At 53.2% G+C, this 13,049-nt stretch carries 14 protein-coding genes; 5 read left to right on the top strand and 9 right to left on the bottom strand.

All coding sequences use genetic code 11. The annotated features are described in order from the left end of the window. Window positions 1-129, top strand: a 129-nt coding sequence (locus MHN01_RS05770; RefSeq protein WP_239410445.1) for a pyrimidine/purine nucleotide monophosphate nucleosidase domain-containing protein, incomplete at its 5' end; no start/stop codon positions are given. Window positions 130-237: 108 nt separating this feature from the next. Further along, on the top strand, window positions 238-1,011 hold the full coding sequence (gene xni, locus MHN01_RS05765) for a flap endonuclease Xni (protein WP_239410443.1): 774 nt from the start codon (window positions 238-240) through the stop codon (window positions 1,009-1,011). A gap of 77 nt (window positions 1,012-1,088) precedes the next feature. On the opposite strand, the gene rlmM is transcribed toward xni, so the two are convergent. The 4 genes from rlmM to MHN01_RS05745 are packed head-to-tail and all read right to left on the bottom strand — an operon-like array spanning window position 1,089 to window position 4,147. Then, on the bottom strand, window positions 1,089-2,171 hold the full coding sequence (rlmM, locus tag MHN01_RS05760; RefSeq protein ID WP_239410442.1) for a 23S rRNA (cytidine(2498)-2'-O)-methyltransferase RlmM: 1,083 nt from the start codon (window positions 2,169-2,171) through the stop codon (window positions 1,089-1,091). A 9-nt stretch (window positions 2,172-2,180) separates the two neighbouring features. Continuing rightward, window positions 2,181-2,570 carry a DUF423 domain-containing protein gene (locus tag MHN01_RS05755; protein WP_239410441.1) on the bottom strand — a complete coding sequence of 130 codons (390 nt, stop codon included), beginning with the start codon at window positions 2,568-2,570 and terminating at the stop codon, window positions 2,181-2,183. Further along, entirely contained in the window at window positions 2,560-3,228 is a 669-nt protein-coding gene (locus tag MHN01_RS05750) for an alpha/beta family hydrolase (RefSeq protein WP_370646436.1), read from the bottom strand. Before MHN01_RS05750 ends, MHN01_RS05755 begins: the two co-directional genes overlap by 11 nt. A gap of 10 nt (window positions 3,229-3,238) precedes the next feature. Beyond that, complete coding sequence (locus MHN01_RS05745; protein WP_239410439.1) at window positions 3,239-4,147, bottom strand: transcriptional regulator GcvA; 909 nt, start codon at window positions 4,145-4,147, stop codon at window positions 3,239-3,241. Between the two features lie 395 nt (window positions 4,148-4,542). Here MHN01_RS05745 and csdA point away from each other — a divergent pair, with 395 nt between their 5' ends. Next, a complete protein-coding gene (gene csdA / locus MHN01_RS05740; RefSeq protein WP_239410438.1) occupies window positions 4,543-5,763 on the top strand; it encodes a cysteine desulfurase CsdA in 1,221 nt (406 codons plus the stop codon). Between the two features lie 9 nt (window positions 5,764-5,772). Then, on the top strand, window positions 5,773-6,201 hold the full coding sequence (gene csdE / locus MHN01_RS05735) for a cysteine desulfurase sulfur acceptor subunit CsdE (RefSeq protein WP_239410437.1): 429 nt from the start codon (window positions 5,773-5,775) through the stop codon (window positions 6,199-6,201). A gap of 124 nt (window positions 6,202-6,325) precedes the next feature. Here csdE and tcdA read toward each other — a convergent pair whose 3' ends face one another. The 3 genes from tcdA to MHN01_RS05720 form a co-directional block, all read right to left on the bottom strand. Beyond that, the gene (tcdA, locus tag MHN01_RS05730; protein ID WP_239410436.1) at window positions 6,326-7,135 is read right to left on the bottom strand and encodes a tRNA cyclic N6-threonylcarbamoyladenosine(37) synthase TcdA; all 810 of its coding nucleotides are present in this window, start codon (window positions 7,133-7,135) and stop codon (window positions 6,326-6,328) included. Between the two features lie 119 nt (window positions 7,136-7,254). Next, window positions 7,255-8,349, bottom strand: coding sequence for a murein transglycosylase A (gene mltA, locus MHN01_RS05725; RefSeq protein WP_370646435.1), 1,095 nt, complete (start codon window positions 8,347-8,349; stop codon window positions 7,255-7,257). Between the two features lie 147 nt (window positions 8,350-8,496). Further along, a complete protein-coding gene (locus MHN01_RS05720; protein ID WP_239410435.1) occupies window positions 8,497-8,898 on the bottom strand; it encodes a DUF2850 domain-containing protein in 402 nt (133 codons plus the stop codon). A gap of 250 nt (window positions 8,899-9,148) precedes the next feature. On the opposite strand from MHN01_RS05720, the gene argA reads away from it, so the two are divergent. Next, the gene (gene argA / locus MHN01_RS05715) at window positions 9,149-10,474 is read left to right on the top strand and encodes an amino-acid N-acetyltransferase (RefSeq protein ID WP_239410434.1); all 1,326 of its coding nucleotides are present in this window, start codon (window positions 9,149-9,151) and stop codon (window positions 10,472-10,474) included. 66 nt (window positions 10,475-10,540) lie between these two features. On the opposite strand, the gene recD is transcribed toward argA, so the two are convergent. Both recD and MHN01_RS05705 read right to left on the bottom strand, forming a co-directional pair. Then, window positions 10,541-12,637: an exodeoxyribonuclease V subunit alpha gene (recD, locus tag MHN01_RS05710; protein WP_239410433.1), complete on the bottom strand. Its 2,097-nt coding sequence runs from the start codon at window positions 12,635-12,637 to the stop codon at window positions 10,541-10,543. Beyond that, window positions 12,630-13,049: PD-(D/E)XK nuclease family protein (locus tag MHN01_RS05705; RefSeq protein WP_239410432.1), on the bottom strand; the 420-nt coding region annotated here is incomplete at its 5' end. The genes MHN01_RS05705 and recD, both read right to left, overlap by 8 nt.

Here is a 13,049-nt window from a genome sequence, read left to right as displayed (position 1 = left end):
GCCCTGATGAAGCGAATGGACAAACTGCTGAAAAACTTCGTCGAGCAGCAGCGGATGAAGCTGCCGGGAAGTCGCTACGTACCATGTTACGAAATCATCACAGCTCCTGGTAACGGCAATGGCAAATAACGCGCTGAAATTATCCGTTATTCGGCACTCGGCGGTTACACTCTGACGATCCAGTGCGTACAATAAAGGGCCTGTATCGGCCCTTTTTTATCAACGTTAACCACCATTATGCAAATCCATCTTGTTGTTATTGATGCCCTGAACCTCATCCGACGCGTCCATGCAGCTCAACCCGGCGAACCCGATGTAAGCAATACGGCACGGGTGTGCTGCCAGGCGCTGGGTAAGATCATCGATAGTAGCAAGCCCACGCATATCGTCGCGGTATTCGATCATCACGGCGAGGATCGCGGCTGGCGGGCCGAACTACTGCCGCACTACAAAGAGGGCCGCAAGCCGATGCCGCCTGAGCTGCTGACGGGGATGGACGAGATCCAGGATGCCTTTATGACAATCGGCATTGACTCGCTGCTATCCGACGGTGACGAGGCTGATGACTTGGTAGCAACGCTGGCGCTCAAAGTTGCCGATCGCGGCCAGCAGGTAACCATCGTCTCTACCGACAAGGGATATTGCCAGCTCCTAAGGCCGACACTGCGGATCCGGGATTACTTCCAGCAACGCTGGCTCGACAGCCCGTTTATCGAGAAAGAGTATGGCGTCAAACCCGAGCAGCTACCGGACTACTGGGGATTGGCAGGGATCAGCTCCAGCAAAATACCCGGGATCCCGGGCATTGGACCGAAAGCTGCGGTGGAATTACTCTCTTCATACCCTAACCTCGAGGCCGTGCTCGCCGCCGAGGATTTGCCGGCCAAGTGGCAGAAAAAGATAGATGGTCATCAGGATCTAGCCATCGCCAGCAAGCAGGTTGCCTCACTGAAAACCGATCTACAGCTTGGCTTCAACCTGCAAGATATTCGCTACCAGATCCCGGCCTGACGGCCTTACTCCGCGATAGAAACTAAAAACGCCATCACAAGGATGGCGTTTTATAAGCACTCTCGCGAAAGAGACGATTAATGCGGCGAGCGGTTGTCCAGACGCTGGATATGTACCGTGATCTCTTCGCGGTCATGGTACAGGTGCTTGGCCTGAAGCTTGAACTTCACACCATTTTGCGTCATGTATTGTTTCAGGTTTTCGATATCCTGCAGCACTTCGTCATAACGGCCCTTCATTGGCAGCTTGAGGTTGAAAATCGCCTCTTTGGCCCAAGCCTTGATCATCCAGTCTCCCATCAGGTGTGCAACGCGAGCCGGTTTCTCAATCATGTCACACACGATCCAGGTAACGTTCTTGCGTGCCGGCTCAAACTTAAAGCCGTCTACTTCATGGTGCTTCACCTGACCGGTATCCATCAGGCTCTGCGCCATCTGGCCATTATCTATAGAATGCACAAACATCGACCGCTTGACCAGCTGATAGGTCCAGCCACCAGGACACGCGCCCAAGTCGACGCCCCACATTCCGGAAGCCAGACGCTCGTCCCATTCCTCACGCGGGATAAAGACATGGAACGCTTCTTCCAGCTTCAGCGTCGAACGGCTTGGCGCATCAGACGGGAACTTCAGGCGCGGAATCCCCATAAAGAACTGCGAATTGTTGTTCGATAGCGAATAACCGACATAACAGCAACCCGGAGCGATGAAGCAAATATGCAGCACCGGCTTCCATGCATTGTCTCTTGCATACAGGATATCTTTCTTGCGCATCACCTGGCGTAGCGGCACCGTAAACTTACGGCAGAACTTCAGCAGTTCCTTGGCCTCGTTGGTGTCCGGCGTTTCGACCCGAAGCTCGCCACAGCGTGGGAAGCCTTCCACCGCTTCCAGGATCGGCGAGATACGGTCGTCCTGCGGTAAATCGGTCAACAAAGGGGCCGCTGCAAACATCTGGCGGGCAAAGATCAGCGAAGAAAACGGCTGCAGCTTAATGAACTGCTCGGCATCCCCCTGCTGATAAAACTCAAAGACAACATAACCGGTATTGTTTTTCGCCCGAGGAAAACCATACAACTCCAGTTTATTTGCTTTGTCCTGAACTTCACCGGCACATTCTTTTTCAAAGCCTGGACGACAGTACAATATAACGTGATTCACTTTGAACCCTCAAGCTGAGCGCCAGGCAGCGACTGCAAGCGCTACCCAGCCAATAATAAAACATATGCCCCCCATTGGCGTGATGGGGCCGAACCATTTTATCCCCGTCAGCGCCAACGCATACAGGCTACCGCTGAAGAGCAAAATACCCACTGCAAAAAACAGGGCTGCGTATAATACCGCTTTTGTCGGCATAATGCGTGCCCAGATTCCACAACCCAGCAAGGCCAGACTATGCCAGGCCTGATATTGAACACCGGTTTTGAACACGTCCAGCAGGTACGGCGCCAGCTGCGCTTTTAAACCATGCGCCGCAAATGCTCCCAGCGCCACCACTACAGCACCACTTAACGTCGCGAAAAGTAAGATGATTCTTGGCCACTGACGGTTAACTTGCATCCACACACTCCTTGATAAAGGCCGCCAGCAAGGCCACGGTTCGCTCACGATTTTGTTGCTCGGTATGGCCTGATGCTTTTCTTGGTTTAAAGCTATGATCACCGTCAGGAAGAAACGCGACCGACACCGAATCGGCATAGCTCCAGCCTTCGACTTCCGCCCTAGTGCCAAATGTATCGCGCTCTCCCTGCAGGATGAGTATCGGCAAAACAGCCTCTTTCAGGTGCTCGCCACGAAAGTTTTCCGGCTTGCCCGGCGGGTGGAAAGGAAAGCCTAGGCACGCCACACCCTGCACTTTCGCCATGCAGTTTTCGACACCCGGCGATTGCGGCACGACATCACTGACCATGATACTGGCCATCCGCCCGCCCATAGACTTGCCGCCGATTACCAGCTTGCCATCGGCAAAAGCATCAATATGGCGCTGAAAGTCTAGCAGCAGCTTGGGCTGACGATCCGGCGGGCGTTTCTTGCCGTCTTCGCGGCGTTTGACCATATACGGGAAATCGAATCGTACAACCCGGATCCCCTGTTTTGACAACCCTTCGGCAATCGCCGTCATGAACTCATGATCCATCCCGGCCCCGGCACCATGGGCGAACAAGAAGGTAGCAAGAGCCTTGCCGTTTTCCGGTTCGTTAATCAGATACTCAGGCAAATCGTGATTATCAGACATCCGGCATATCCTCCTGTTCACGGGCAGCCTTGGCCAGTACCCAGTCGCGGAAAATCTGGATACGACCAGTTTCGGCCTGTTTCTCCTGACACACCAGATAGAAGGCGTTCTTGCTCATCAATACTTCGTCAAACGGGCAAACCAGACGCCCGGCTTCCAGCTCCGGCTGGGCCAGTACGTTGTTGCCAAGGGCGATCCCCTGGCCGTGAACAGCAGCCTGCAACACCATAGTCGAGTGACTGAAGATCGGTCCTTGGTTGACATTGGTGCCGACAATTTCATGGTGGCGGACAAAGTTCTTCCATTCCTTGCGCGAGGTATCATGCAGCAAGGTGTGATACTGCAGATCAGTCAGGGTACGCAGCGGTTTGGCCCCCGCCAGTAACATCGGCGAACACACGGGCAGCAGGAACTCCTGGTAAAGCTTATCGGCACGCAGCCCCTGCCAGTTTCCTCGGCCATAGTAGATGGCGACATCCACATCATCGGTCAGGGAGCCTTCATCCAAATCAACAGCCTTGATCCGGACATCAATATCCGGATGCTGTTCGTTAAAGTCCGCCAGTCTCGGTACCAGCCACTGAATCGCAAAACTAGGAGGTAAACTAATGGTTAACGCTCCTTTTGCACCGCGCTCCAAGACCTTATCAGTGGCATCTGAGATTGCAGAAAAGATGTCTTTGATGTCGAGGAAATAGCTTTGACCTTCTTCGGTCAGCAGTAAGGAACGGTTTCTCCGGCGAAATAATTTGAGACCCAAAAATTCTTCGAGAGCTTTAATTTGGTGGCTTACAGCAGCTTGTGTGACAAATAGCTCTTCTGCTGCACGGGTGAAACTCAGGTGTCTGGCCGCAGCTTCGAACACTTTCAATGAGTTTAGTGGCGGTAAACGTCTCGACATAGTCTTCCTGCATTAGTTTTTTTTATGCTAAACATTATAAATTGTCCATTGTTCAAGTGCTACATAAACCATATGATTTGCTACGCAACGGTGAGGGAGGTTTGATTTTTTGCTCTCAGGCAGTTAAGTCTCATTCATTGTTGCGATGTTGTGTTTGCATATTGTCCGGGTTGTGCCGGACAGGTAGTCAATCTACCAATTTTACTTCCTGTATTTTTGACCTGTCTGTCAAAGTTTATTGTTAGCACTGCGCCCCAACGCAGTGCTTTTTTTTACCTCGATTTTTACGCACAATCCACCCCGTCGATGCAGTATCATTATAATTAAGCTTAATCCTTGCGCTTACGGCAAATAATGGCATGATCGCCTCCTTCTATTTCGCAATGTGACTCACCATGACTGCTCAATTTGATATCAACCAGATTCGCCAACAGTTTCCGGCACTGGCCCAAGACTGCAACGGTCAGCCCCTTGTCTATCTCGACAGCGCGGCAACGACGCAGAAACCCAAGATTGTTATCGAGACGATTCAGCAGTATTACAGTGGTCACAATGCCAACGTCCACCGTGGCAGCCATACCCTCACAGCTGCGGCAACCGCGCAGTTCGAGCAGGCCCGCGCAACCGTCCAGCGATTTATCAACGCCCGGGATAGCAAAGAAATTATCTGGACTCGGGGCGCCACCGAAGCACTGAACCTCATCGCCCAGACCTATGCCCGCCAGACTCTCAAACCGGGAGATGAGATCCTGGTCAGCGAGCTGGAGCACCACGCCAATATCGTGCCCTGGCAAATTGTCGCCGAACAAACCGGTGCCAAGGTCGTCAAGATCCCGATGACAGCTGATTGCCGCCTAGATATGGCTGCTTTCCATCAGCGCCTCGGCAGCCGGACCAAAATCGTTGCGGTGGCCCATATCACCAATGTGACCGGTACCCGCAACCCTATTGAAGAGATGATTGCTGCCGCCCACCAGCGCGGTGCTGTTACGGTGATTGACGGTGCCCAGGCAGTGGCGCACGAGAAGGTCGATGTCCAGGCACTCAATGCCGATTTCTATGTGTTTTCCGGCCATAAGATATTTGCCCCGGCGGGCATCGGGGTCCTGTACGGCAAGAAAGCCCTGCTAGAGGCCATGCCTCCCTGGCACGGCGGCGGAAAAATGGTAGAGAAAGTTTCCTTCGAGGGCACCACTTTCTCTGCCCTGCCGGGAAAATTTGAGGCCGGTACCCCCAATGTTGCCGGGAGCCTGGCGCTGGCAGCAGCCATTGACTGGCTGGACACACTGGATCACCACGCAGCGGAGCAGCATATCCACCAGCTTCGCCAGCAGGCTCTGGAAGGAATTAAAGACATCGAAGATCTGAGAATTGTCGGTCTTCAGCCTGATGCCTGCCTATTTTCTTTTGTCGTCGACGGGGTACACCACCAGGATATTGCTACCCTGCTTGACCAACAGGGTATCGCGCTGCGGGCCGGCCACCACTGCGCCCACCCGATGCTGGATGCCCTGGGGCTAACGGGTACCCTGCGTGTCTCGCTGGCCCTGTACAATACCGAACAAGATGTTGAACGCTTTATTGCTGCGTTGCACAAAGCCTGCAGCATGCTCTAGGAGAAACCGATGACACTACCCGCCCATCCTTTCGGCACCGACATTACCTCAGAAGCCATCGTTGCCCAGATGCAGGCAGCGAAAGGCTGGGAAGACAGGTACCGCAACGTCATTCAGCTCGGCAAGAAGCTGCCTGCATTACCTGAAGTGCTTAAGCAGGATCAGCTCAAAGTCAGCGGCTGCGAAAGCCAGGTGTGGTTGGCCCACCAGCAAAATGAGGGTGTTTTTCACTTCGCTGCAGATTCCGATGCACGGATCGTTCGCGGGCTGATCACCCTGGTACTGGCGGCCTATGAAGGAAAAACAGCAGCAGAAATTAGGGCGTTTGATATCGACGGTTATTTTGACAGCCTGGGGTTAATGACCCATCTAAGCCCGTCGCGGGGCAACGGCCTGAAGGCCATCGTCGAGCAGATAAAATCACTGGCCGACGCGTAAGGCCGGTATGATTTAAAAAGCGAGAGCCAAGGCTCTCGCTTTTTGTTGGTCGGTACTGCAATAGCTGATCAAACGTGCAGTTCCTCCCCCTCTTTTCAAGGGGGTGACTGGGAGGGGGTTAGCGCTACTTCGAGTGCTTCTCTATCAGCTTTTGCAGGATACGGGACACGGCAACGAAACCAAAGGTTGCCGTCACCATGGTTGCTGCACCAAAACCACTGGCACAGTCCATACGTTTCGGGCCTTCTGCCGTCGCCTTAACATTACATACTGAGCCGTCGGCCTGCGGATACTTCAACTGCTCGGTCGAGAACACGCAGTCGATACCAAACTTTCGCTTCGGGTTCTTCGGAAAATTATGGTGACGGCGCAGTGTGTCACGCAATTTCTTCGCCAGCGGGTCCTGAATCGTTTTGGTAAGATCCGTGATTTGAATCTGGGTCGGGTCAATCTGACCGCCCGCGCCGCCAGTAGTGATCACCTTAAATTTATTGCTCTTGCAGTACGCCAACAATGCCGCCTTTGGCTTCATGCTGTCGATGGCATCAAGGATATAATCAAAGCGGCCGTTGATGTACTCGCGGATATTGTCCGGGGTAATAAAGTCATCAATCAGGTTAACCTTACATTCCGGGTTAATCAGCTTAATCCTCTCAGCCATTACCTCGATTTTGCTCTGACCGACCGTGCCAGTCATCGCATGGATCTGGCGATTGATATTGGTCACACAGACATCATCCATATCAATCAGCGTCAGCTCGCCAACTCCAGATCGTGCCAATGCCTCGGCAGCCCATGAACCAACACCGCCGATACCGATAACACACACATGGGCAGCACGCAGTATCTCTACCTCGCTATTGCCATATAAACGGCGGGTACCGCCAAATCGCTGGTTATAGTTGTCAGAAGCCGGAGTATCTAATTCACGCATACGTTTTTCACTACTAGCTAAGGCCTGTTTATCTGAAAGATAAAGAATGAGCGCGTTTTATACGCGCTCTGGTTGCAATTGTCCAGCCGGACGATAAGGCTACGGCTCAGACGATAAGACTACTGTTCAACAGACAAGCTTGGTGACTCCACAGTACTTTCCTGCAGGTCCAGTTTCCAAACCCGACCAAAGTGCTTGTAGTGCCCGGCATCAATCCCCGCCTGAGTACCCATGCCATGGTAAAGATCGAGGTGGTTCTTCTTCACTGCGCCGCCAGTATCCAGTGCTATTAATAATTTAAGCACATGCTGTCCGTTCCAGTTCCCCTCACTGTCCAGCTGCGGCACCTCTGCCAGCAATACACTGCCCATTGGCAGGTAGTCCCGATCAGCGGCTACCGAGGCATGAGCCTGCAACGGAATACCGGCGGTTCCCATCACATCCAGGTTATCCTGCGGCTTGAAGAACACATAAGACGGGTTTTGCTCCAGCAACTCACGTACCGTCTCTTCGTCCTGTTGCTTGACCCACTCCTCAATGGCCTTCAGCGACATTTTCTCGCGTGGCACTTCGCCCTGCTCAATCAACACCTTGCCGATACTGACATAGGGATGACCGTTCTTGCCGTTGTAGGCAAAGTACTGAAGCTGATCATTATCGTCATAGTGAACAAAGCCACTGCCCTGAACCTCCATCATGAAGATATCCAGCATCGATGCACTATATCCCAGCTCTAACCCCTGTCCCTGCAGGGCACCGGCATAGATCTCGGCACGGGTCGGACACGCTTCCTCACATGTCGGCATTGCATACACCGGATAGCGGAAGATCTCATCCTGCTCATGGCGAAGTTCAATCACCGGCGAAAAATACCCGGTGAACATCACATTGCCGTAACTGTCTCCCCCGCCCATCTGGGCAGTCTGAATACCGTAATTTCCCAGTTGTGTCGGGTCACCGCCCTGCTCAACCCAGCTCTCAATCTGACGATACAGGTCCTGATAGCGCCCCGCCATTGATGGCGAACGCTCGGTAACCAGTGTCATCTGCTGGTTAAACTGGCTGTAGTCCCTGGCTTTATCGGACTCTACCACCGGTACCTGATTAAGTACCTGATCAAAGCTGCCATCCAGATACTGCTGACCTCGGTCAGTCGGCTTGGCACATCCAGCCAAACCAATAATTAACATTGCAATTGTTGCGTTACGAAACACGGTAAAGACCTACCAAATAATATGAAGCACTGTCGCCAAGTATGCCTAAAGCGATCAAAGCATTAAAGTCACGATAGTTTACAAAATATGTAGGCCGCTATGTCAGCGCTTTGTTTTTTATCGTAAAGAGAGGGGGGGAGAAAGCAATCAATCCAATGTTGCATCACGCAAGGCATCTCGGGTACCTTCGCGAGAAAAAGAGGAAATGTAATGAGCTGGCTGTTGTCGCACAAACTGATCAGACAAATAAGTATAGATATAGATATCTTCGCCACGACGATAAGTCAATGTCATACCATCCCACTCATAGCGAGTATTCACCTGGCGTCCATCAACAAACACCCCCTCTGAACGGAGCTCAAAGCGATCTGCCGTATAGGAGGCCACACCCTGTTCGACCCAGACACCATGGATGTTGATAACAGGCTCATCCTCAAGTATCTCGCTGCCGATGGCACCGACAGCCAATAACGCAGAAAAAATCAGCCCGGCAAAGATCCCTGCCATCATCAAGGCGAACGGTATAATTTTATACTGAACTTTATTCATATTGCCGATAAGTTATTATTATTAGTAATGAATATACCTCACCATTAACTGTTGACAGGCAAAAAGCTGGGCAAGATGTTCAATAACGAGATCTTGTATCCAAAATGTCGGAAACGGTTAATGACTGTACTTCTTGAATCTCGACAGATATTTAGACACTATATTTGCATAATTATTAATTAAGCCCGCTTAGAAGGGGCAAGGTTAACGAACCGATAAGTCATCGAATAACAGGCATGGATGTATCACCGTGAAGCTGAGAAGTACTGATCTAGTCAAAGGATTTCGCCAATCCGCCCCGTATCTGAATGCCCATTACGGCAAGACGACAGTTATCATGCTGGGCGGCGAAGCCATTGCCCACAAGAATTTTACCCATATCGTCAATGATATTGCGTTATTAAACAGCCTGGGGCTACGCATTGTCGTGGTCTATGGTGCCCGCCCGCAAATATCCCAGCGTCTGGAATCTCAGGGGGAGGCCAGCCCTTACCACAAAGGGGTTCGTATCACTGATGAGCACACGCTAGAGCTGGTGAAACAGGCTGCCGGCCAGCTACAACTCGACATCACCGCCCGCTTTTCCATGGGGCTCAACAACACGCCCATGGCGGGGTCGCAAATCAATGTGGTCAGTGGCAACTTCATTATTGCCCAGCCACTCGGTATCGATGACGGTATCGACTATCACCATAGCGGCCGGATCCGCCGAATCGATATTGAAGGTATTCACCGTCAGCTGGATCAGCAGGCTATTGTCTTGCTTGGCCCTGTCGCCAGCTCGGTGACCGGCGAGTGCTTCAACCTCACCTCGGAGGAAGTCGCCACGCAGCTGGCTATTAAGCTGAAGGCCGATAAGCTTATCGGATTCTGTTCCGAACAAGGGGTACTGGAAGATGATGGTACCGTTGCCTCCGAAATGCTTCCCAACGAAGCCGAACATGCCCTGCAGCTGCTCATCGAGCGCGATGCCGCCGACAGCGGCACCGGGCGCTTTCTCCGTGGTGCCATTAGCGCCTGCCGGGCAGGTGTTCCCCGCAGTCACCTGATCAGCTACAAGGAAGACGGCGCTCTTATTCAGGAGCTATTCTCCTTTGACGGTATCGGTACACAAATCGTCATGGCCAGTGCTGAAAAAGTTCGTCGGGCCGGCATTGACGATATCGGCGGGATCCTGGAGCTCATCCGCCCGCTGGAGCAAGACGGGATTCTGGTACGTCGCTCCCGCGAGCAACTCGAACAGGAGATCGAGCAGTTCACCATTATCGAGCGTGATAGCCTGATCATTGGTTGCGCCGCCTTATACCCTTTTGCCGAGGAGAAAATGGCCGAGATGGCCTGTGTAGCCATTCATCCCGATTACCGCGATGGCGACCGCGGAGGCCTGCTGCTGAGCAGGCTGCGCCAACAAGCCAAGGAACAAGGGCTGAAGCATATTTTCGTCCTGACGACCCGGAGTCTGCACTGGTTCCGTGAGCATGGATTCTACGAGTCCAGTGTCGACCAGCTACCGGTAGCCAAAAAGGCTCTGTATAACTTTCAGCGCCGCTCCAAAATCCTCATCCTCGATCTATAACCCCAAAATAAAAAGAGTCAGCAACCGCTGACTCTTTTCGGCTGATTAAGCCGCTCTGCATTTGAGTTATCCTAACAGCTTGACCAAGCCACTAGCCCGCTCGGTTCGCAGGCGTACCGAGCATTTGACGACCTCTTGCGGTGCAAATAGATGCAGCTTCTCCTTCGCCCGGGTAACACCGGTGTAAATCAGCTCGCGGGTCAGTATCGGACTGAACTCGGACGGCAGTACCATAAGGGTATCGGCAAACTCCGAGCCCTGAGATTTATGGATAGTCATTGCATAGACCGTTTCGTGCTCCGGGATCCGGCTTGGCAACACACCACGGATCGAGCCATCCGGCATATCAAAATAGACACGAAGTCGCTGCTGGCCGGTAAGCGGATCTGGTTCAGGATCCAGCATCGCAATACCAATATCGCCATTATACAGACCCAGGCCATGATCATTGCGGGTGATCATCACCGGACGGCCGATATACCAGGTTTCATCACCCGGATTAATTTTACCCTTTCTTGCCAAACTGCGCTCGATACGCTGGTTCAGCCCGGTAACGCCAAAATCCCCTTCCCGCAGGGCGCACAGCAGGCGAACACCGGCAAATGCTTTGAGCACTTCGGCAGGTGGCTGCTGCTTCTCAATCGCATCAAGGTAATCTTGATAGAAGTTCACCGCCATCTTTACCATGGTTTGGTAGCTCTCGCTGTTGAGCGGATAATGGCTGATATCCCTGTAGCCCTGCTGCCAAACCTTCTCAACCTGATGAGGCTGACCAGCATTGATCGCTTTTGCCAGCTGGCCAATCCCGGACTGGGCATGAAAACGGTAGCTCTTGCGCAGCATACACAAACCATCGGCAACAGCCGTAGCCGCAGCCTCACCGCTCGCCAAGTGATAGCCGGTTAGCTGGCTAAGCAGGCGACCCTGCTGCTGACTGTAGCCCTGTTCGGCAAAAGAGCAGATATCGCCCAACACAGCTCCTGCCTCTACCGAAGCCAGCTGATCGCGATCGCCCAGCAGAATCAGCTTGGCATGCGGTGGCATCGCATCGAGCAGACGTGCCATCATCGGCAAGTCGACCATGGATGCTTCGTCGACCACCAGCACATCAAGATGTAATGGGTTGTCGCGGTGATGACGAAACTCGACCCGGTTCGGAATAGCGCCCAGCAGGCGGTGAATGGTACTGGACTGGGTCGGGATATGATCCTTGACCGTATTCTCCACAGCCAGTGACTGGACCGCTGCACCAATCGACTCGGTCAGACGGGCCGCGGCCTTACCGGTCGGTGCCACCAGCTTAATGGTCGGTATCTCTAGTACTTCGCCACTGGCCTGTAGCGCCTGGGTTACCAAGGCGGCCAGCAACTTAGCAACCGTCGTGGTTTTGCCGGTGCCCGGCCCACCCGAGATAACCGCAAACTGACGGGTCAGCGCAACCGCTGCCGCCACTTTCTGCCAGTTCAGGCACACGGCATTCGGTACCAGGGTATCGAGCCCGGCCAGATCACTGGCACGGGTTGCAGTTGTCAGTACAGCATCTATCGCTGTCCAGTCGAGCTGATCCGGGGCAACCACATCCAACTTGTCACAAACCTCAAGACGGCGGTTCTCCGGAGAATCCGGCTGGGACTTTTCGCCTTTTCTGAGTTGCTGCAATGCCTGATAAAGATAGGTATAACTCCGGGCAAAAAGCTCATCAAGCTTGGCTGCCATCTGCTCAGGCTGAATCGCTGCAACCTGCGGTTCTTGCCGCGAGGCCTGCTGCAGTCTTTGGGCAACTGTCTGTTCAAACTGCCAGTAGCGGTTTAGGTATAAACGCCCGTGAGCAAGCACCAAAGGCGTCGCTTCACTGCCGTCAGATACCGCCGCCGATGATGATAGCAAGGCTTCCCATTGTGCCAGCACCGGAAGCTCTTCCGTCAACTGCCCGCTAAGCTCCGCGTTGAGGCCAAACAGCTGACCAGCATCGAGTTGTGCCAGGGGCAGACAAACGTGGCCCCGCCCAAGCTCATGGCTGGCAAGCGCCGCCGCCAGTGTTACCAGCGGCTGAAGGCTCGCAGGGTCTGAGGCCGCCACCGTCGTAGAGATAAATTTGGCAAACTGATAATCAAGCGGACGAAGCGCACCCTGTCGGGTCAGTAATTCAAGCCGTTTAAGCATCAAGGTGATCTCCGTCAATCAGGGTTTCCAGTTCAGTCAATAATTCCAGGCTTGGGCGGGCATTAAAAATGCCGCTATTACTCTCTGATCTGACACCACGCAGGAACAGGTAATAAACGCCACCGAAGTGCTGCTCGTAGTCATAGTCAGCCTTGCGGCTTTTGAGGAAACGGTGCAAGGCCAACGCGTAAAGCTGATACTGCAGATCGTAGCGGTGATCGGCCATCGCCTGCTTAAGGTTATCGCCCCGGTAGACCTCGGGATCATCACCCAGATGGTTCGATTTCCAGTCCAGCACGTAATAACGGCCCTGATGCTCAAATACCAAATCGATGAAGCCTTTCAGCATACCGCTGACCGTTGAAAAACCCAGCTCGCCGGCTCGGGCCGACAGTGGGTCATGGCGGGCTAT

The sequence above is a fragment of the Photobacterium sp. OFAV2-7 genome (genome assembly GCF_022347985.1).
GTDB lineage: Bacteria > Pseudomonadota > Gammaproteobacteria > Enterobacterales > Vibrionaceae > Photobacterium.
This window is presented reverse-complemented; position numbering and strand designations above follow the sequence as displayed.

What these genes read in the sequence shown, in the direction of transcription:
- MHN01_RS05755 (WP_239410441.1), bottom strand. Translation starts at nt 2,570, where the DNA reads ATGCAAGTTAACCGTCAGTGGCCAAGAATCATCTTACTTTTCGCGACG.
- MHN01_RS05745 (WP_239410439.1), bottom strand. Translation starts at nt 4,147, where the DNA reads ATGTCGAGACGTTTACCGCCACTAAACTCATTGAAAGTGTTCGAAGCT.
- csdE (WP_239410437.1), top strand. Translation starts at nt 5,773, where the DNA reads ATGACACTACCCGCCCATCCTTTCGGCACCGACATTACCTCAGAAGCC.
- csdA (WP_239410438.1), top strand. Translation starts at nt 4,543, where the DNA reads ATGACTGCTCAATTTGATATCAACCAGATTCGCCAACAGTTTCCGGCA.
- xni (WP_239410443.1), top strand. Translation starts at nt 238, where the DNA reads ATGCAAATCCATCTTGTTGTTATTGATGCCCTGAACCTCATCCGACGC.
- MHN01_RS05720 (WP_239410435.1), bottom strand. Translation starts at nt 8,898, where the DNA reads ATGAATAAAGTTCAGTATAAAATTATACCGTTCGCCTTGATGATGGCA.
- recD (WP_239410433.1), bottom strand. Translation starts at nt 12,637, where the DNA reads ATGCTTAAACGGCTTGAATTACTGACCCGACAGGGTGCGCTTCGTCCG.
- tcdA (WP_239410436.1), bottom strand. Translation starts at nt 7,135, where the DNA reads ATGCGTGAATTAGATACTCCGGCTTCTGACAACTATAACCAGCGATTT.